Source organism: Paenibacillus terricola (assembly GCF_014779765.1).
Classification (GTDB): domain Bacteria; phylum Bacillota; class Bacilli; order Paenibacillales; family Paenibacillaceae; genus Paenibacillus_T; species Paenibacillus_T terricola.
On sequence record NZ_JACXZA010000003.1, the window covers coordinates 276,486 to 294,742 of the forward strand.

An 18,257-nucleotide genomic window follows, 5' to 3' on the forward strand; every position below is an offset into this window, starting at 1 on the left:
CTAGTACTCCTCCCGGAAACGTCTAGCTACGTATTGTGCAAGAATGTTGAGCAAGAAAGTAATGACGAACAACGTCATCCCTACTGCGAAAATCGTTCCGTATTCGACGCTTCCATGCGGCGTGTCGCCCAGGCTGACCTGTACGATATATGCCGTCATCGTCTGAATGCTTTCCAGTGGATTGGCCGTCAGCTTCGGCGTGGAGCCCGCAGCTACGGTAACGATCATCGTCTCGCCGATCGCGCGGGAGAACGCAAGCACGGCGGAAGCGACGATACCGGAGAATGCTGCTGGCACGACAATCTTAAGCGCAACTTCGAACCGAGTCGCGCCAAGCGCATATGCGCCATCGCGCAGGCTGCGCGGTACGGCCGTCATCGCATCTTCGCTGAGCGAGCAGACCATCGGAATAATCATAATACCGACCACGATGCCCGCAGCAAGTGCGTTGAACACGCCAGCATCAGCGAAGAGGCCGCGAATGATCGGTGTAATGAAGCTGAGTGCGAAATAACCGTAGACGATCGTCGGAACGCCGGCCAGCACTTCCAGAATCGGCTTCACAATGTTACGAACCTTCTTCGGTGCGTACTCACTTAAGTAGATCGCGCTCGCCAGTCCAATTGGGACTGCTACAAGACAGGCGATAACGGTGATGAGCAGCGTACCGCAGATAAGCGGCCAGATGCCGAAGCTCTTCGGATCGATAAGCGGCGACCATTTGCCACCGGTAATGAAGTCGATGAAAGGAATCTTCTCGAAGAAATGATACGTTTCACCGATCAAGGTAGCGACGATGCCGATCGTCGTGGCGATTGAGAGCGCAGCGCATAGAAACAGCGCGATCGGCATAATTTTATCCATTAGATGAGACTTTTCATTGCGGAATCCGTGATCCCGCTTCGCAGCAGCGTTTACGAGCTGCTTCGGACTCTTGGTGCTCAGCGCCTCGTTAGGCATGTATGATTCTCTCCCTGCCTCTTCCGAATAATTAGCTTAATTAGTGAAGCTTCGTAGCTTCTTCGCTATATTGGTCATCAGGCAGTGGTACATAGCCAACTTCGCTTGCGAGGCTACCGATATTGTTAATGTAGTAATCAGCGAATGCATACACTTCCGGACGCGACATTTCTTCTTTGTTCACATAGATGAACAGTGGGCGGGACAATGGTGCATACGTACCGTCCTTGATCGTCTCTGTAGAAGGGGCGATAGCGCCTTTGCCTGCATCGATCGGAACAACTTTCAGCTTATCAGCGTTCTCTTCATAGTAAGCAAATCCGAAGTAACCAATAGCATATTTGCTGCCTTCAACGCCTTGTACGAGCGTATTGTCATCTTCGCTGAACGAGATTTGAGTATCGTTGCGGATACCCTTCTTCTCAAGAATCGCTTCATTGAAGTAGTCGTATGTGCCTGACTCAGCACCTGGGGAATACATCAGAATCTTCTCTGCCGGCCATCCTGCGCGAACGTCTGCCCACGTCTTAACCGTCGATCCTGTCGTGAAGATCTTGTTCAGCTCTTCTACTGTCAGATGATCGATAAAATCATTGTCTTTGCTTACGACGAGCGACAGTCCGTCGTAAGCGATCGTCAGATCCGAATACTCGATGCCGTTGTCGCTGCAAGCTTTCGCTTCTTCGTCCTTGATCGGACGCGAAGCATCAGCGATTGCCAGTTCTCCACTGCAGAAACGTTTGAAGCCGCCGCCTGTACCCGAGACGCCTACCGTTACGCGCACATCAGGATTGAATTTGCCGAATTCCTCAGCTGCTGCCTCGGTCAGTGGGTATACCGTACTGGAACCATCGATCTCGATCTGTCCGCCCATCTCCACCGTTACGTCCTCATCATCGACTGCCTCTTCTTCTCCCGTATCAGAGCTCTGATCATCGCTCGTCTGTTCCGTATCGCTGGAACCGTTCGATGTCGAATCTTCAGCCTTATTGCCACACGCTGCCGTTATGAAAAGCAGCGCAATCATCATCACCATTAACAAGCTCTTGAAGCCTTTGTTCTTCAACACCAACGACCACTCCTTAGAATCCCATTAGTAAGTTTAAGTTTATAAGTACAAGTTCTTCTTGGTCTTAATGTTACGAGATGTTTGTAAATCGGGTATAGGCGAAATGTTAACTGCATGTAAAAATCAAGTGCCGCAAGTTCGAAATGAAAAGAAGGCGGCTCGCGCCGCCTTCTCAGCTATCCAAATCCATTATGAGGGGATTATTTCAGCTTGCTTGCTTGCGAAGCGTAGAAGCCTTTGGACAGTGGAACGTAGCCAACTTCCTTCGACAGCGTGCCTGCGTTTTGCAGGTAGAATTGTGTGAAAGCTTTAACTTCCGGGCGGTTAGCCAGATCCGTTTTGTTCACGTAGAAGAAGATTGGACGGGACAAGAAGTACATGCCGTTAGCGATCGTTTGAGCCGATGGACCAATTGCACGCGTTCCTTTGTCGATAACAACGGCTTTCAGCTTCGATTTGTTCTCTACATAGTACGCGTAACCGAAGTAGCCGATTGCATACTTGTCGTTCGTGATGCCTTCAACGAGTACGTTGTCGTCTTCGCTGAACGTGATTTGGCTGTCGTTACGGCTCGATTTCGATTTGCCATTCACTTTCTCCGTGAAGAAGTCGAACGTGCCGGAGTCGCTGCCTGGCGAATAGATTTTGATTTTCTCGTCCGGGAAGCCTTTGCGAACGTCAGCCCACGTTTTCACTGTGGAACCGCTTTGGAAGATCGATTTCAACTCAGCAACCGTCAGCTTTTGTGCCCACGTATTGTTTTTGTTGATTGCGATCGTGATGCCGTCATACGCTACCGTTACGTCTGTATACGTGATGTTTTTCGCAGCGCATGCTTTTTTCTCTGCATCCGAGATAGGACGCGATGCGTCAGCGATTGGAATTTCACCATTGCAGAAACGTTTGAAGCCGCCGCCCGTACCGGAAACGCCTACCGTTACGCGAACGTCTTTGTGATCTTTGCCGAACTCTTCTGCGACAGCTTCCGTGATCGGATATACTGTGCTGGAACCATCAATTTCAATCGTACCCTTCAGATTGTCGGCAGCACCTGCTTGACCCGTCAACAGAAGCGACAAGCTAGCTGCAACAATCGCAAGCTTCAAAGTCAATTTCTTAAACAACGAAGACCACTCCTCAATTAGGTATCGTACATCTTATGTACATGCCTAATATTAGGGGCGGTCTGTTAAGAGAAAATTATCGAATTATGAATAATTAGTAAAGTTTACCTATAAGTGCTCAAAAGCGAAGTTTTTGAACTTCCTCTACAAATCTTCTAATCGTTCCTGAACGCTTACAGAGTGATTATGCGCTTGATTGGTCAGTTCAGCGACAAGTCGGCTGCTATCGCGGTTATGTTCTGCCGATTGGCATAACCTATCGAAAGCAGAGGCTGCAGACTCTACAAATTGATTGCTGGCTCTTGTATCCGCTTGGCTCTGATGATGCAATCGGCTTGTTTCCTCAATAGCGCCTTGAATACCGCGAACGAGCGAAGCGATGGTATCCGCAGATTGCTTCGTTTCCACCGCAAGCTTCATAACTTCATCCGCGACAACTGCGAAGCTGCGGCCATGCTCGCCTGCTCTAGCTGCTTCGATGGCTGCATTCAGAGAAAGCAGATTGCAGGTTTCTGCAAGCTCTCGAATAAGGGACGTCACTTGACCGACATCGCGTGCACGCTCCTGCAGCTCGTCAAAATGCGACTTTTGTGCCGCAGCAAGTTCTGTCAGTCTGCCTAATCCCTCACGAACCTGATCCAGTTCCATCTTGCCCTGCTGCGTCATCATTACCATATCCGTCGACAGATTCGAGCCGTCCATTGTCGATTGTTTCACTTCCGCAATTTCGCGTTCGATCGACGCCATCAGCCCTTGCGTCTCTTTGAGTACAACCGATTTCTGCTGAACGGCCGCATCCTGAATATCACGCGAAATGCGAAGCAAGTCGCCTACCGTAAGCATGCCGGCAAGCTTAGCTCCTTCAGTAACGATTACGCAATTGTACAGCGTCGCTTCATCGCGACTAAGTGCTTGTCCAATAAGGCTTGCGGGGTCCATTTCACTGTCAATCATTAACGGTTCGGCATCCATCAGCTTCGTAACAGGCTTATTGTAATAGAGCTCGGATCCGAATCTTTGGCTAAGGTAATGATAGAATCGATTGCGCATGATCAGTCCAAGCGGCTCTCCAGCTTGTCCCGTTACTACAGCGCACTCTTCGTCGACACGGCTCTTGAATAATCGAAGCAAATCTAGGCAGCTCGTATCGGCCGACACAGTGACCGGATAGCGCAAGTAATCGGAAAGGCGAATCGTTGGTATGACAACCACATCCGCTGGGGGTTCAATTGGCGCCTGCTTCTGCTCCTGCACATGCTTTAGTTCCTGCTTTTGCTCCTGCACCTGCTCCTGTTTCTGCTCCGCTTCTTCACGTATCATTAGCAATTGCATAATGATCTACACTCCATCCCATCGACAATTTCTGTATCTGATAAACCCACTATAAACTGGCAAATTTATCACAAACGCAGCGTTTTGTTAATGGAGTGTTAATTTTCGACAGTGTTCGCAATTTTGTCGATTGCATGCTAACGATTGCTTGATGCCCGGCGCACATGAATTGCGTCGATTGTGACGATGCTACTGAAGCGGTAATGAGCAGCTGCCGCATCGATATCGCACTAATTTCTTATAAGCGGAAGGGAGCCATTATTGATGACGACTTCGAAAAACCGCCGCGTGAACGCTTGGCACCAACGGAAGCACAACCACCAACCGACGCATGGCAAAATCAAATCATTTGCCGAACTCGCGGAAGAACCAGGTACGATGCCAGCGGTAAATACAACGATGCTTATCAATGAGCACGCGAAACAAGCTAGTCAGCAATCATTACTCCCTTAAGCTGCAACTGCCGTTATTCGACGTTAGAAGAAGAAGCTGTCGCCTAAGCGACAGCTTCAACTAAACATTATTCTGCTTTTATAAATAGCGACAACTTACCGTTTATTTCAATACTTTGCTAAGGAACAGCTTCGTACGTTCCTCTCTCGGATGCTCGAACATTCGCTCCGGCGTTCCCTCTTCAATAATTCGGCCCTCATCCATGAATAGAACACGGTCGCCAACTTCACGAGCGAAGCCCATCTCGTGGGTAACGATCACCATCGTCATCCCCTGTGCAGCAAGCTTCTTCATGACGTCGAGCACTTCGCCAACCATCTCTGGATCGAGTGCAGATGTCGGTTCATCGAACAACATTACACTCGGCTTCATCGCTAGAGCACGCGCAATGGCGATACGCTGCTTTTGTCCGCCGGACAGACGAGCTGGGTATGCATCGCGCTTATCGGCAAGGCCAACAGAAGATAGCAAGGCAAGCGCCTCGGCATCCGCCTTCTCTTTCCCCAGCTTCTTCAGCTTGCGTGGCGCAAGCGTCACATTCTGGAGCACGGTCATATGCGGGAAGAGATTAAACTGTTGAAACACCATCCCCATCCGCTGGCGAATCTGATTCAGATCGCGCTGCCTGCCGGTTATGAGCTGATTCTCAAAACGAATCTCTCCGCTTGTCGGTTCCTCCATCCGGTTCAGACAACGGAGAAACGTACTTTTGCCCGAGCCGCTCGGACCGATAACAACGACAACCTCGCCTTTACTAATTTCGGTGTCGATGCCTTTTAAGATTTCATGCTTACCATATGATTTGCGTAACGATTGAACATTAATCATGAGGCACTCAGCTTCCTTTCCAACAGACCAAGCAGCTTCGACAAGGTGAATGTCATAACGAAATAAACGGCTGCTGCAACAAGCAATGCCTCAAATGTCCTATACGTAGTCGAATAGACGGTCTGCGTATTGTACATCAAATCGGCGATACCGATGAAGGAAACAAGCGATGAATCTTTAATAATGACAATAAACTCGTTGCCGATTGCAGGCAGCATGTTCCGAAAAGCCTGCGGCAGCACAATATGGCGAAGCGCCATCCCATGCGACATGCCAAGGGATCGCGCAGCTTCGGTCTGCCCTTTATCAATCGCATTAATTCCTGCCCGGAATACTTCAGCCATATAGGCAGCGCTATTGATTGTGAGCGCTATGACACCCGAAGTAAAAGGAGGAAGGTTAATGCCGAAATTCGTTAATCCGTAGTAAATGATAACGATTTGAACAAGCATCGGCGTGCCGCGAATAACCTCGATGTAAACCGACGCCAGAAAGCGCAATATGCCGATCTTCGAGATCCGCAGCAGCGCGATGCCTATGCCCAGTATTGTCCCGAACAGAACGCCGAAGAATGAAAGCTGCAGTGTCAGCCAAGCGCCCTTCAGAAAATACGTCCAATATTCCGATAGAAATCCAAAGTCCAAGTCCATACGATGCCTCTTACTCGCTCAGCAGCTTGTTGGCTTCGACGATATATTCGTCAAGCGAGCCATTCTGCTTTATTTTATCCAACGATGTGTTCAGCGCATCAACCAGCGTTTTATTGCCCTTCTTCACAGCAACCGCCGCGCTGCCCTCCTGGTCGGTAGGCACAACAATGTCCGTCAGCGTAAGTTCAGGCTGGTTCGACGCATACAGCTTCGTTACCGGCATTTCCGCCATGATCGCATCCACGCGACCGCTATTCAGCTCCATGATCAGCTCGCTGATCTTACCCAACGAAGTAAGCTTCGCGCCTTCGATGCCTTTGGCGATGCCTTCTTGAAGGCTGCCCTTCTGCACACCGATACGTTTACCCTTCAAATCGTCGAACGTTTGATAAGAAGCGGCGGCGTCCTTTTTGACGAGAACCCCTTGCTCTGCCGTATAATAAACATTAGTGAAATCTACACTCTTCGCCCGTTCTTCAGTCGGTGTCATGCCGGAAATGACGAGGTCAACCTTATTCGAGTTGAGCGCCAGCAGCAATCCGTCGAACTTCATATCTTGAATTTCGAGTTTTACGCCAAGGTCCTTCGCAAGCTGCTGTGCGATCGAGATATCGAAACCGACGATCTCGTCTTGCCCATTGTTCGTATGATGAAATTCGTATGGCGGGTAGTCCGCACTCGTTCCGAGCACAAGTTTGCCGCTTGCCTTAATAGAAGCGAGCTTGTCCTCTTTGCTTCCGCACCCTACGATCGTAATAACCATTGCAGTAAGTAGTAGTATCGTTATCCAACGTCTCATGATGTTCTCTCCCCTTGAAGTAGCTTGGCAACAACTCTACAATTATAATGGGCAATTCGACAAAAACAACTACATTTCGACACTATTCAACAGTGTTAATTTCAACCAATCCAGAAAGTAACAAATAGAGTTTTGTACTCATAAAGGAGCGATTCGCAATGACCATGAAATCTGTAATATTCGATACGATTAATAAGCATGCAGCACACTGGACTGCGATGTCACTCGACATTGGCGCCAACCCGGAGCTTGGCCACGAGGAATTCCGCTCTTCAGCGCTGCTCGCCGATGAGTTGGAACGTCATGGCTTCACCGTCGAACGTGGGACGCTTGGACTGCCAACTGCCTTTATTGGCACATACGATTCAGGCAGGCCAGGTCCCGCCGCGGCTTTTCTGTGCGAATACGATGCGCTGCCGGAAATCGGACACGCATGCGGACACCACATTATCGGTGTGATGGGCGTCGCCGCTGCAGTTGGATTGAAGTCCGTCATCGATGAGACTGGCGGTGTCATTCGTGTATATGGTACTCCAGCCGAAGAGACGAAAGGCGCCAAGGTGACGATGGCCGAAGCCGGCTTGTTCGATGACTGCTCGTTCGCACTCATGGCGCATCCGTACCACTCCTACGAGAAGTCCGGCGAATCACTGGCGATGGACGCGATCCAATTCGAGTTCTTCGGCAAAACGGCACATGCGGCAGCCAATCCGCATGATGGCGTGAACGCGCTTGATGCGGTCATTCAACTGTTCAACTCGCTGAACGCCTTACGACAGCAGGTGCGCAGCGACGCGAGGCTGCATGGCATCATCGATGCCGGAGGTCAGGCGCCGAACATTATTCCTGACTATGCCTCGGCCAAGTTCTATTTCCGCTCTGCGGACCGGGCATACACGAACGAGCTGACGCAGCGCGCACTGCGCTGCGCGGAAGGTGCGGCGCTGCAAACGGGCTGTACGCTCAAGACGAATGCATATGAGTTTTCTTACGATGAGCTTCGGACGAATGAGACATTGTCCAGCTTGTTCTCGGCTAACTTGATCGAGGGAGGCGTACCAGCGGAAGCGATTGTTTCAGGTAAAGACAATGGTTCGGTGGATCTCGGCAACGTCTCCACCAGATGCCCAGCCATTCATCCCTATGTACAGGTCGTAGACAATCCGTACCAGCTTCATACGATTGAGTTCCGTGACGCCGCCATGCAGCCACGAGCGATGCAAGGCCTGCTATTCGGTGCGAAGGTACTCGCCGCAACGGCGTACGACGTGTGCGCCAATCCGGCGCTGCTCCGTCAGGTGCGCGAGGAGTTCGAGCGGGCTAAGAAATAGAATGTAGTTGGTTAAAGCAGCGATCTTAAAGCAGTGACCCTAAATGGTCGCTGCTTTTTTGGTATGTAACGATAGTCGGCACTTCGCGAAGAGCTGCATATACTGACTCTCAGTTGGACTAGCAAGTACGTGTCGGTGAGACAAACCTTGATAGGAGTGGACGTAGGGTATATATGCGCACCTACGTATTGGTGAATTCGCCTAATGCCCACTATAGGTGCACTCCTGCACCTTATGTACCGCCAAACCCGCCTTTGCCCCATTGTAGGTGCAATTCTGCACCTACATACACCAATCCCGCTTATCAACCCTCCTTAGGTGCGTTTCTGCACTAACATTCCACCAATCCACCTCCCCACCCATCTGTAGGTGCAATTCTGCACCTACGTCTCACCGTCACTAGTTCCTCCCCCTAAGTTGCACCCTAATGTGCTCACAATTACGCTCTATTTCATTCTCCCCCACACTCCGTGCCCATTTTACTCTTTTCCACCATTTCACAAGGGGATTCATTTGCATGTATTTGTAAAAAGTGATATCATAAGTATATCAAATCAATATCATCACATTTATTCTAAGGGGCGTGTCTTACAATATGGTGGAATCAAAAGCATGGTACATGAACGGCTATGCAGCGCTGCTTCTTGCGCTAGTCTCATTCATCGGCGGAATCGCACTTGTCATCGTCGGTGCCAGCGAGTCTGACCCCAATGCAGCGATGATTGTGTTTGGCGTCATCCTCTTCGTTGTCTTCATCATTACGGTTACTTCACTGGTTATCGTGCAGCCGAATGAAGCGAAGATTATTACATTCTTCGGCTCCTACAAAGGCACCGTACGAGACAGCGGCCTGTGGATGGTTGTGCCATTCACGAACAAATCCAAAGTGTCGCTCAAAGTCCGCAACTTCAACAGCCAGACGCTTAAAGTCAACGACGAAGAAGGCAACCCGGTTGAGATCGGCGCCGTGGTCGTGTACAAAGTCAAAGATACGGCCAAAGCAAGTTTCGACGTCGATAACTACGAGAAGTTCGTCGCGATTCAGAGCGAGACGGCCATCCGCCATATCGCTGCGCATTATCCTTACGATTCCTACGACAATGATCCTAAGGCTTCGCTCCGCGGCAATGCGGATGAAGTTGCGACTGAACTGATGAATGAGCTTCAATTCCGTCTCAACGTAGCTGGTGTGCAAGTTATCGAGACGCGCTTGTCCCACCTTGCCTATGCGCAGGAAATCGCAAGCGCCATGCTCCAGCGCCAACAAGCAATCGCCATCGTAGCCGCTCGGCAGAAAATCGTTGAAGGCGCTGTTGGCATGGTCGATGCAGCGCTTCAGCAGCTGGAGGCTTCCGGGATCACATTGGACGACGAACGCCGTGCTGCAATGGTCAACAATCTGATGGTCGCGATCGTCTCCGATCGGGCAGCAACGCCTGTCATTAATGCCGGCTCGCTGTACAGCTAAGAAGGTATCATTATGGGTAAAGAGAAGAAGGCTTTCCCGCTCCGCCTTGATCCAGAAATCTACCGTGCGCTAGAGCGCTGGGCCGGAGACGAGTTCCGCAGCGTCAACAGCCACATTGAATTTCTGCTTCGCGAATCCTTGGCGAAGTCTGGCCGATTGAAGCAATTGCGTCCTCCCGAGCCACCCGAATCCGAGTAACATACGAGCCACTTTCGAGCCCTGCAGCCCCGCATCCCAGATAGCGGAGAGCATGGCTCTTTTTCTATCCACAAGTCCCTCCGCTCGAATTCATGAAGCGGAAGTGCTAATATAAATACACCTGACCAATGGACAAGTAAAACCGAGTACTAGTAACTCATGAATGACAAGGGAGGACTCTATTATGAAAAATGAACTAATCCGCCGTTTCACCTCATACGTCGTAATCGATACCCAATCTGACGATGCAAGCGAGAGCTGCCCATCAACGCCAGGTCAATGGACGCTGGCGCGCAAGCTTGTCGACGAACTGAAGGAAATCGGCATGCAGGATGTAACCGTCGACGAGAACGGCTATGTGATGGCGACACTCCCTGCCAATACGGACAAACCAGTAGATACGATCGGATTTCTGGCCCACGTCGACACAGCAACCGATTTCACCGGTAAAGACGTTAAACCGCAGCTTGTCGAGCAATATGACGGTCGTGATCTTGTACTGAACGAGGCACTTGGCGTCGTTCTCGCAACTAAAGACTTCCCTGAACTCGCAGGTTATGTCGGACACACACTTATAACAACAGATGGCACAACGCTGCTCGGCGCAGACGACAAGGCGGGCATCACCGAGATTATGACCGCTATGGACTATCTGCTCCAACACCCGGAAATCAAACACGGCGCTGTACGCGTTGCCTTCACGCCTGACGAGGAAATCGGCAGAGGCCCGCACCGGTTCGACGTAGCTGCCTTCGGCGCCAAATATGCATACACGGTCGATGGCGGTCCGCTCGGCGAACTGCAATACGAAAGCTTTAATGCCGCCCAAGCGCGCATTACGGTTAAGGGCAACAATGTTCACCCTGGCACAGCCAAGGGCAAAATGGTTCACTCCTCCAAAATCGCAATGGAACTGCACAGCCGTCTGCCTGCGCAAGAAGCACCGGAGTTCACAGAAGAATACGAAGGCTTCTTCCATCTGATCTCGATGCAGGGCACGGTCGAGCAGACGCAGCTTGTCTATATCATTCGCGATCATGACAAGGATAAATTCAATGCCCGCAAAGCGCTTGTCGAGCAAATCGTCGATGAATTCCGCGCCAAATACGGACCGTCCAGCATCGTGCTCGAGCTGAAAGATCAGTACTACAACATGCGAGATCGCATCGAGCCGGTTAAGCATATCGTCGATATTGCCTATGACGCGATGAAGAGTCTCGACATCGAGCCGGTCGTCATTCCGATCCGCGGCGGTACCGACGGCTCCCAGCTGTCGTACATGGGTTTGCCAACGCCGAACATTTTCACCGGCGGCGAAAACTATCACGGCAAATTCGAATATGTGTCCGTCGATAATATGGTCCTTGCAACGAAGACGATTATCGAGATTATTAAACGTTTCGAGCAGCAGGCTTAGACGTCATCGCATCTCCATACTCAATGCCAAGAAACCGATCGCACCTGCGGTCGGTTTCTTCACGCTTTTCGTCCACTTTTCTATATCAAGCCTAATATTCATATGTTTGTAGTAACGGCTATATACGTGATATTTGACATTTGCCCATATGAAAGGAGTCTTTGCAAGCTCCGATGATATCTTCCGCTGATGCGTTACGATCGATCTTCAGGACTGGATACGACTCTGCCTTCGTTATTTCCCGGGCAATCGGTTCCAATTATCGTCAACTTCCTTATCCCATTCAAGACAACGCCACAGTTGTACACGAATACATCTGTCGCTTCATCCGATCAAACGCCGCCGACCGAAGCAAGCACATAGGTCGAAATGCTACCGACGCCTGCAATCGGTATTCGCAAGGATCCCGGTAGATCAAACCGTTCCAAGCGATGCAGAGGCATCCGTCCTCGTCCTGCCGAAGGAAAAGGAATAAACGCGAATAGGACCATACCGAAGTAAGCAGTAACTTCGGTATGGCCCTTCTTACGGAACAACGCTTTTACACGGTTATTTGGGATTTGTTTCGCCCAGACTTATCCGATCTGTCTGAAACCTAGCCTTATGCTTGTCGGGTCCGTATTTCGAGGCATGTATAAATTTCAGCTTAAGGTCTGGCCGTACGGCTGATTCGTCGAGTGCCTGCAGAATGAAATGCATATAGCGAGTAAATAGCCACTGGGCTTGAAACGGTGTTGCACATTGAACGACCAGTTCGCCGTTCTCGTCAATGAAAGCAAGTGTCGGCTCGAAGTGAGTCCGATAGCTAGGCTCCGTTATTCGCTCTCGCATCCAATCTTGTACCTTCCGCCAGATCTCCACGCCGTCTTCTTGCACAGCCGGGATAGGCTCCGTTTCTTCACGTTTACGCAGCAGTTCGTCGATCGTCGAGCCGAATAGTCCAGCAAGTCCAACAAGCGCATCAATATCGGGTAAACATTCGCCCCGTTCCCACTTAGAGACTGCCTGATGACTAACGCGAAGCGTGTCTCCTAATCCTGTCTGAGATAATCCCAGCCTCTTGCGGCCAGCTAGAATGTTGCTGCCTACAACGATCGGATCAACCATAGCCTTTCACCTCTATCGATTCACTATATAGTTTTATCATAGCAAAGCGAATAGAAACTGCCCAGCACGTGCTAGTTGAATGCTTAGGTTTGTAGATGCAACCTTAGGTTGCTTGCGATGCGAGCCAGAGCTGCTCCTCGTCATCCGACTGGCATACTGCGATATTCGCGCCAAGCGAACGGAAATCTTCGATCATATTCTCATAACCGCGTTCGATATGATGTACGCCCAGAATCGTTGTGCGGCCCTCCGCAATCATACCGGCCATCATGAGACCGATGCCTGCCCGAATATCGGATGCATGGACAAGCGCACCTGTCAGCGGTTTGCCTCCGTTAAGGCGTGCAACGCCTGAACGCACCTCGATGTCCGCCCCCATACGACGCAGCTGTGCAGCATGCTGGAACCGATGCGGATAGATGCGATCCGAGATGAGGCTTCGACCCGGTGCCTTGAGCAGCAGCGAGGTCAGCGGTTGCTGTAGATCGGTCGCGAAACCAGGGTACATCGCCGTACGTACCCGTGTAGCCCGATATACACCAGTTGCTTCTGCTGAAATCGTACTGCTAGTCGTCTCAATATGGAGTCCGATCTCCGTCAATTTAGCCAGGCAAGAGCCCAGGTGCTCTGGAATCACATCCGTTACGGTAACGGAGCCGCCAGTCACACCAGCCGCCATCAGAAAAGCTCCTGCGATGAGCCGATCCGGAATGACGTTATACGTGCAGCCGTTCAAATGCGACACGCCATCAATAACAATCATGTCTGTGCCAGCGCCACGAATGCGGGCTCCCATCTGAATAAGCAGGTTCGCGGTATCGACAACCTCAGGATCTCTTGCAGCATTGCGCAGTATCGTTCTGCCCTTAGCGCGTGCTGCCGCCATCATCACGTTCATCGTAGCGCCTGAGGTGATCATATCAAAATAAATATCCGCGCCTTCCAGCGAAGCCGCTTCCACTACGTAATGATCCGCATGGAACGTGAAGCGCGCCCCCATCGCCGTTAGCGCCTTCACGTGCTGATCCATCGGACGGCTTACGAAGTCGTCGCCGCCCGGATAACCGACACTAACTCGGCCATGCTTGGCAAGCAATGCGCCGATAAAATAATAAGCCGTACGGAATGCCGCTGCTTTGGCTGGTTCGATAACAGCATTACGAACCTCTCGTGAATCGATCAACAGCTGTCCAGCCGATTCACGTTGAATGGAGAGCCCCATTCCTTCCGCAATTTGTTCAATAATCTGTATGTCAGCAATGGATGGAACATCGCAGAGCCGAACAGGCTCGTCCGCCAAGCATGCTGCCGCAATAAGCGACAGCGTGCTGTTCTTAGAGCCGGGAATTCGAACGGCTCCTCTCAGCGCCGGTGAAGGCTGTACGATGATTCTTTTCATAAAATTAAGTTCCCTCCATTGGTATAGGTTCATTGTCGTCTGGTGCCATGATGACTTGCACGCCTGCATGCTCCGCTTGTTGGATGAACGCTTGCGAAGCCTGCGTGTCCGTGATAAGCACGTCCAGCTCAGCAAGTGGAATGGAGCTCGCGAACAGATCGCGACCTAATTTCTCGCTTGGTGCTAATCCGATTCTCATTCTAGCGTTCTCGATAACCGCACGTACAAAGCTGCCTCCGTCCGGCGTCGCCATGCTAATCCCTTTGCTTGTAATGCCCCCGCCTGTAACAAAGCAAATATCAAACGAAAACTTGCGTACTTGTTCGATTGCGAGCGGATCAATAAAGCTTCCTGACGTTGTTCTTAATTTGCCGCCAATCAGATAGGCGTCAACATTATCCCAGCCTTTGATCGTATCTGCGATCTTCATTGCGTTCGTCACGATCGTAATCGGATAATGACGAGGAAGATGCTGCAGCATCCCGTAATGAATGCCTGCCCCGCCGATAAATACGGCGTCGCCAGGCTGTATATATGAAGCCGCAAGCTTCGAAATGGCATCTTGTGTTTCGTTCGGAGGACCATACCGCTTCTCCTCCGGTTTCGGAAATATGCGTACCTGATTAAGGGGTACTGCACCTCCGTACGATTTCTTAAGCAAACCCTGCTCTTCCATAATAGACAAATCACGGCGAATTGAATCGACCGATAACTGGAATTGCTGTGCTAGTTCCTTCACAACAATGCGCTGGTCTTTATGTAACTGATCCAAGATGAGCTGCCGGCGCTCTTCGGCTAACATGCTTATGCCCCTTTATGACAATTTATGCTAACTATCGTCTATTTTATTCATTTTCATTCCATCATGTCAATCTCAGACCTTCATGTTTCTTCATTATTCGCGTTAATATCGACAAAAATAAGAACAAACCGAAATGTAACTCATGTTACGTTGGTAACATCGATCTATTTGGTTAAATATGGAACATTTTCTATCGAGAAAACGTCTGATATTAGAATCAAAGAAAGGGGTGATTAGATAGATGGAGAAACTGAGAAAGTCCTTCTGCATAGCCTTTATCATCGTCTTAACGATATTATGTTGTGGATGTTCTTCTGATGACCGATCTGGACAAGGGGAAATCCACACAGAGGTATCCAATCCTAGTTCTGAACAAATCCATCAGATAGTCATTAGCGCTAGAGATCAAGACAGCATCACGAAGACAAAAGAAGTGACAGATACAGAGTCCATTCAGAAAGTGTATGCAATCATACAAGACGCGAAGTGGATCAAAGCCAAAGCACTAATGGAAGGATTCGAAGACTACAGGTTTGAGCTTCAATTCGAAGGAGGCTCCACAACATACCTTGTATGGATTACCCCAAATCATAAGCAGCTCGAAATCGTCATTCCCAATGAGAAATACGTGAAGTTGAGCGAGGAAGATTCAACGACCATTCACGAGTTGCTGTTCGGAAGCTAACGAGCAAAGGACGTTGACAGCCAACAAATAGGTTTGATTATGGTACCCATACGGGTATAATCAAGGTAACGGAAAGGAGAAGGAGCCATGAGAGAATTCGAGTTATTAACGAGCGTCGAATCGGCACAAGAATTTATAAGACGCCATCGACTGTCATTCCTTTATATCACCATAACGGGTTGCAGCGTTTGTCATGCTTTGCAGCCTCAGGTTCAGAAGTTAATGACGAAATATCCGCAAATTCAATTGGGGACGATCGACGCGCAAGAGGTTCCTGCCGTATCCGGCAGTTTCTCCGTTTTTACCGCGCCTGTTTTATTGCTGTATGTAGAGGGGAAAGAATATATTCGCGAAGCGCGAATCGTGCATTTGGATCTGTTAGACGAAAAAATCGGTAAAATCTACGACTTAGTTGAAGGATAACCCTTCAGAGACGAAGGATAGTAGAAACAATCCCTTTCCGAAACTGTACCGATCAGAGATTTCCCCTACCTTGCAGACAACAAAAAAACTCGGCGTTTACACGCCGAGCTCTAGATTCTTTATTCGATTAGTCGAAGTAAACCGCTTTGCCTGTACGGGACGACTCGTAGATCGCTTCGAGAATCTCGGAAACGACAAGCGCCTGTTCCGGCTTCACGATAAGCTCTTTGTCGTACAGCACGTGCTCGATCCAAGAACGAGCTTCAAGCTCGGATGGGTCGTCGGATGCGCCATCGTAGAACGCAACGCCGCCGCTGTTCAGCTCGATTTCTTTCGTATACAGACGGCTGTTGCTTTCGCCGTTGATGCGAAGGCCGCCTTTCATGTCCGCGCCAGCTTCCGTACCGCAGAGCGTTACTTTCGCTTCGTCAATATCGAGGGAGTTGAGCGCCCAGCTGGACTCGAGTACGAGCGATGCGCCGTTCTCCATCGTAATCATCGCGAATGCGGAGTCTTCTACCGTGAACTCCTTCGGATCCCATGGACCCCATGCGTTCGCTGCGTTCTCACGCTGCGACAGCTTGTGGTAAGCACGTCCCAATACAGCCTTCGGCTTGTAGTTGTCCATCATCCACAGTGCCAGATCAAGCGCATGTGTACCAATATCGATAAGCGGTCCCCCGCCTTGTTTCTCTTCGTCCAAGAATACGCCCCAAGTTGGAACGGCACGGCGACGAATCGCGTGTGCTTTGGCAAAATAAACTTCGCCCAGCTCGCCGGCTACCGCTGCGTCCTTCAAGAAGCGGCTATCTGCGCGGAAACGGTTCTGATACGCAATGCTGAGCTTCTTGCCCGTGCGCTTAGCCGTTTCGAGCATGCGGCGTGCATCGGCAGCCGTCTTCGCCATCGGCTTCTCGCACAATACGTGCTTGTCCGCTTCAAGCGCTGCAATCGTGATCTCTGCGTGGGAGTCGTTCGGCGTGCACACGTGTACAACGTCGATCGAGCTGTCCTTCAGCATCTCCGTGTAGCTCTCGTATACTTTGGCTTCTTCAGCACCATACTTCTCTTTAGCTTGCTCAGCACGCTCTACAACAATATCGCAGAACGCGACCAATTCAACTTCCTTTACTTTAACGAGAGCAGGCAAGTGCTTGCCTGTCGCAATACCGCCGCATCCGATAACGGCTACCCGAACCTTAGACATCGACAAAATCCTCCCCATAACCATCTGATTCCTTACGCTAACACTAGACTTAGTATATTGCAGCGCTTATTATATGTGTAGGTTTGGAATAGTGCTCGTTTTATGTGATTTTGTCATTCGGGGGCGCATCTAGTGGAAATCTATAATGAAAAAGTCGCATATGAAAACCCTCTCTTGTCATTGAAGGTATATACCGCTGCCCGTTACGACGATGCCTACATCAATTGGCACTACCATCGGGAGGTTGAAGTGCTGCTCGTGAACGAGGGTGGTCTCGAGGTTCACATTCAAGAAGATTTACTCCGGCTTGAGGCTGGCGACATTGCACTGATCGGCTCGTCACAGCTGCATCGCGACCGCAGCTTCGGCACGCCGCTCGACTACATCGTGCTTCAGTTTGACTTGGAGCAGTTTTTCGATGCAAGCACGCTGCCTTTTATGCGGTATTTTGCAGAGTCGAGCAATCCCCTCAGCAATGCCAATTATATTTTCCAAGAAAATCCGGAGCTTAAACGTCAGGCAGCGGCATGCATCCGCGAAATTCTCCGTGAATCGAACGAGAAGCAGATCGGCTATGAATTAGCCGTCAGCATGCTCGTGAAACAGCTGCTTCTTCTGCTGCTTCGCAATGATCGCAAGAATGTGCTGAGCGATCAGGATGATTTTGACCGTCTGCGGCTGCGGCCTGTGCTGACGTATGTCGAGAACCATCTGACCGATCGGATACAAGTGGAAGAAGTGTGTAAGCTGGCGAATATGAGCTACTACTACTTCGTCAAATTTTTCAAGAAGTCGATTGGACTATCGTTTACGGAATATGTAAATTATCGCAAAATCAAATGGGCCGAGCGCATCCTGCTCACGAAGGACCTTAGCATCTCCGAGGTTGGTGAACGGATCGGCATGCCGAACATGGCTCACTTCTACAAAATGTTCCGCAAGTACAACAATTGCTCACCCAAAGAGTTCCAGAAGAAAATGCTCGCATGGGGCAAAGGATGATTG

20 protein-coding genes are annotated in these 18,257 nt (G+C 50.2%); 9 read left to right on the forward strand and 11 right to left on the reverse strand.

Annotated elements, in window-relative coordinates; all coding sequences use genetic code 11:
• From pstC to H8B09_RS13480, 4 genes are all read right to left on the reverse strand, one after another.
• Positions 1–960, reverse strand: a complete 960-nt coding sequence (pstC, locus tag H8B09_RS13465) for a phosphate ABC transporter permease subunit PstC (protein WP_191204049.1) — start codon at positions 958–960, stop codon at positions 1–3.
• A 40-nt stretch (positions 961–1,000) separates the two neighbouring features.
• Positions 1,001–2,029 carry a PstS family phosphate ABC transporter substrate-binding protein gene (locus tag H8B09_RS13470; protein WP_318152613.1) on the reverse strand — a complete coding sequence of 343 codons (1,029 nt, stop codon included), beginning with the start codon at positions 2,027–2,029 and terminating at the stop codon, positions 1,001–1,003.
• A gap of 200 nt (positions 2,030–2,229) precedes the next feature.
• Positions 2,230–3,153: a PstS family phosphate ABC transporter substrate-binding protein gene (locus H8B09_RS13475; RefSeq protein WP_191204050.1), complete on the reverse strand. Its 924-nt coding sequence runs from the start codon at positions 3,151–3,153 to the stop codon at positions 2,230–2,232.
• Between the two features lie 144 nt (positions 3,154–3,297).
• Positions 3,298–4,485: a methyl-accepting chemotaxis protein gene (locus H8B09_RS13480; RefSeq protein WP_191204051.1), complete on the reverse strand. Its 1,188-nt coding sequence runs from the start codon at positions 4,483–4,485 to the stop codon at positions 3,298–3,300.
• 264 nt (positions 4,486–4,749) lie between these two features.
• On the opposite strand from H8B09_RS13480, the gene H8B09_RS31255 reads away from it, so the two are divergent.
• The gene (locus H8B09_RS31255) at positions 4,750–4,938 is read left to right on the forward strand and encodes a DUF6254 family protein (protein WP_191204587.1); all 189 of its coding nucleotides are present in this window, start codon (positions 4,750–4,752) and stop codon (positions 4,936–4,938) included.
• A gap of 102 nt (positions 4,939–5,040) precedes the next feature.
• Here the strand turns inward: H8B09_RS31255 and H8B09_RS13490 are convergent, their stop codons facing one another.
• The 3 genes from H8B09_RS13490 to H8B09_RS13500 are packed head-to-tail and all read right to left on the reverse strand — an operon-like array spanning position 5,041 to position 7,215.
• Entirely contained in the window at positions 5,041–5,766 is a 726-nt protein-coding gene (locus H8B09_RS13490; RefSeq protein WP_191204052.1) for an amino acid ABC transporter ATP-binding protein, read from the reverse strand.
• Positions 5,763–6,416, reverse strand: coding sequence for an amino acid ABC transporter permease (locus H8B09_RS13495; RefSeq protein ID WP_224753579.1), 654 nt, complete (start codon positions 6,414–6,416; stop codon positions 5,763–5,765). Before H8B09_RS13495 ends, H8B09_RS13490 begins: the two co-directional genes overlap by 4 nt.
• 10 nt (positions 6,417–6,426) lie before the next feature.
• Entirely contained in the window at positions 6,427–7,215 is a 789-nt protein-coding gene (locus tag H8B09_RS13500) for an ABC transporter substrate-binding protein (RefSeq protein WP_224753580.1), read from the reverse strand.
• Positions 7,216–7,379: 164 nt separating this feature from the next.
• On the opposite strand from H8B09_RS13500, the gene H8B09_RS13505 reads away from it, so the two are divergent.
• The 5 genes from H8B09_RS13505 to H8B09_RS30475 all read left to right on the forward strand — a co-directional run bounded on the left by H8B09_RS13505 (position 7,380) and on the right by H8B09_RS30475 (position 11,992).
• Entirely contained in the window at positions 7,380–8,546 is a 1,167-nt protein-coding gene (locus H8B09_RS13505) for a M20 family metallopeptidase (RefSeq protein ID WP_191204530.1), read from the forward strand.
• Between the two features lie 595 nt (positions 8,547–9,141).
• Positions 9,142–10,014 (forward strand): SPFH domain-containing protein, encoded by an 873-nt coding sequence (locus H8B09_RS13510; RefSeq protein WP_191204053.1) that lies wholly within the window; start codon positions 9,142–9,144, stop codon positions 10,012–10,014.
• A gap of 12 nt (positions 10,015–10,026) precedes the next feature.
• Complete coding sequence (locus tag H8B09_RS13515; RefSeq protein WP_191204054.1) at positions 10,027–10,212, forward strand: type II toxin-antitoxin system antitoxin; 186 nt, start codon at positions 10,027–10,029, stop codon at positions 10,210–10,212.
• A gap of 184 nt (positions 10,213–10,396) precedes the next feature.
• Complete coding sequence (pepT, locus tag H8B09_RS13520; RefSeq protein ID WP_191204055.1) at positions 10,397–11,629, forward strand: peptidase T; 1,233 nt, start codon at positions 10,397–10,399, stop codon at positions 11,627–11,629.
• A 189-nt stretch (positions 11,630–11,818) separates the two neighbouring features.
• On the forward strand, positions 11,819–11,992 hold the full coding sequence (locus H8B09_RS30475; RefSeq protein WP_224753581.1) for a hypothetical protein: 174 nt from the start codon (positions 11,819–11,821) through the stop codon (positions 11,990–11,992).
• A gap of 186 nt (positions 11,993–12,178) precedes the next feature.
• Here the strand turns inward: H8B09_RS30475 and H8B09_RS13530 are convergent, their stop codons facing one another.
• From H8B09_RS13530 to H8B09_RS13540, 3 genes are all read right to left on the reverse strand, one after another.
• Positions 12,179–12,736 carry a DnaA N-terminal domain-containing protein gene (locus tag H8B09_RS13530; RefSeq protein ID WP_191204057.1) on the reverse strand — a complete coding sequence of 186 codons (558 nt, stop codon included), beginning with the start codon at positions 12,734–12,736 and terminating at the stop codon, positions 12,179–12,181.
• Positions 12,737–12,839: 103 nt separating this feature from the next.
• Positions 12,840–14,135: a UDP-N-acetylglucosamine 1-carboxyvinyltransferase gene (gene murA / locus H8B09_RS13535; protein ID WP_191204058.1), complete on the reverse strand. Its 1,296-nt coding sequence runs from the start codon at positions 14,133–14,135 to the stop codon at positions 12,840–12,842.
• A 4-nt stretch (positions 14,136–14,139) separates the two neighbouring features.
• Entirely contained in the window at positions 14,140–14,937 is a 798-nt protein-coding gene (locus H8B09_RS13540) for a DeoR/GlpR family DNA-binding transcription regulator (protein ID WP_191204059.1), read from the reverse strand.
• A 241-nt stretch (positions 14,938–15,178) separates the two neighbouring features.
• Between H8B09_RS13540 and H8B09_RS31425 the strand changes: the two genes are divergently transcribed.
• Together H8B09_RS31425 and H8B09_RS13550 are read left to right on the forward strand one after the other, a co-directional pair.
• Entirely contained in the window at positions 15,179–15,622 is a 444-nt protein-coding gene (locus tag H8B09_RS31425; protein ID WP_502572612.1) for a YhfM domain-containing protein, read from the forward strand.
• Positions 15,623–15,709: 87 nt separating this feature from the next.
• Entirely contained in the window at positions 15,710–16,045 is a 336-nt protein-coding gene (locus tag H8B09_RS13550; protein WP_191204061.1) for a thioredoxin family protein, read from the forward strand.
• Positions 16,046–16,172: 127 nt separating this feature from the next.
• On the opposite strand, the gene H8B09_RS13555 is transcribed toward H8B09_RS13550, so the two are convergent.
• On the reverse strand, positions 16,173–17,252 hold the full coding sequence (locus tag H8B09_RS13555; protein ID WP_191204062.1) for a Gfo/Idh/MocA family protein: 1,080 nt from the start codon (positions 17,250–17,252) through the stop codon (positions 16,173–16,175).
• A 132-nt stretch (positions 17,253–17,384) separates the two neighbouring features.
• Here H8B09_RS13555 and H8B09_RS13560 point away from each other — a divergent pair, with 132 nt between their 5' ends.
• Entirely contained in the window at positions 17,385–18,254 is an 870-nt protein-coding gene (locus H8B09_RS13560; protein ID WP_191204063.1) for an AraC family transcriptional regulator, read from the forward strand.
• Positions 18,255–18,257 lie beyond the last annotated feature (3 nt).

What these genes read in the sequence shown, in the direction of transcription:
- H8B09_RS13550 (WP_191204061.1), top strand. Translation starts at nt 15,710, where the DNA reads ATGAGAGAATTCGAGTTATTAACGAGCGTCGAATCGGCACAAGAATTT.
- H8B09_RS13505 (WP_191204530.1), top strand. Translation starts at nt 7,380, where the DNA reads ATGAAATCTGTAATATTCGATACGATTAATAAGCATGCAGCACACTGG.
- murA (WP_191204058.1), bottom strand. Translation starts at nt 14,135, where the DNA reads ATGAAAAGAATCATCGTACAGCCTTCACCGGCGCTGAGAGGAGCCGTT.
- H8B09_RS31255 (WP_191204587.1), top strand. Translation starts at nt 4,750, where the DNA reads ATGACGACTTCGAAAAACCGCCGCGTGAACGCTTGGCACCAACGGAAG.
- H8B09_RS13555 (WP_191204062.1), bottom strand. Translation starts at nt 17,252, where the DNA reads ATGTCTAAGGTTCGGGTAGCCGTTATCGGATGCGGCGGTATTGCGACA.
- H8B09_RS13495 (WP_224753579.1), bottom strand. Translation starts at nt 6,416, where the DNA reads ATGGACTTGGACTTTGGATTTCTATCGGAATATTGGACGTATTTTCTG.
- H8B09_RS30475 (WP_224753581.1), top strand. Translation starts at nt 11,819, where the DNA reads ATGCGTTACGATCGATCTTCAGGACTGGATACGACTCTGCCTTCGTTA.
- H8B09_RS13490 (WP_191204052.1), bottom strand. Translation starts at nt 5,766, where the DNA reads ATGATTAATGTTCAATCGTTACGCAAATCATATGGTAAGCATGAAATC.
- H8B09_RS13500 (WP_224753580.1), bottom strand. Translation starts at nt 7,215, where the DNA reads ATGAGACGTTGGATAACGATACTACTACTTACTGCAATGGTTATTACG.
- H8B09_RS31425 (WP_502572612.1), top strand. Translation starts at nt 15,179, where the DNA reads ATGGAGAAACTGAGAAAGTCCTTCTGCATAGCCTTTATCATCGTCTTA.
- H8B09_RS13530 (WP_191204057.1), bottom strand. Translation starts at nt 12,736, where the DNA reads ATGGTTGATCCGATCGTTGTAGGCAGCAACATTCTAGCTGGCCGCAAG.
- H8B09_RS13540 (WP_191204059.1), bottom strand. Translation starts at nt 14,937, where the DNA reads ATGTTAGCCGAAGAGCGCCGGCAGCTCATCTTGGATCAGTTACATAAA.
- H8B09_RS13515 (WP_191204054.1), top strand. Translation starts at nt 10,027, where the DNA reads ATGGGTAAAGAGAAGAAGGCTTTCCCGCTCCGCCTTGATCCAGAAATC.
- H8B09_RS13510 (WP_191204053.1), top strand. Translation starts at nt 9,142, where the DNA reads ATGGTGGAATCAAAAGCATGGTACATGAACGGCTATGCAGCGCTGCTT.
- pstC (WP_191204049.1), bottom strand. Translation starts at nt 960, where the DNA reads ATGCCTAACGAGGCGCTGAGCACCAAGAGTCCGAAGCAGCTCGTAAAC.
- H8B09_RS13480 (WP_191204051.1), bottom strand. Translation starts at nt 4,485, where the DNA reads ATGCAATTGCTAATGATACGTGAAGAAGCGGAGCAGAAACAGGAGCAG.
- pepT (WP_191204055.1), top strand. Translation starts at nt 10,397, where the DNA reads ATGAAAAATGAACTAATCCGCCGTTTCACCTCATACGTCGTAATCGAT.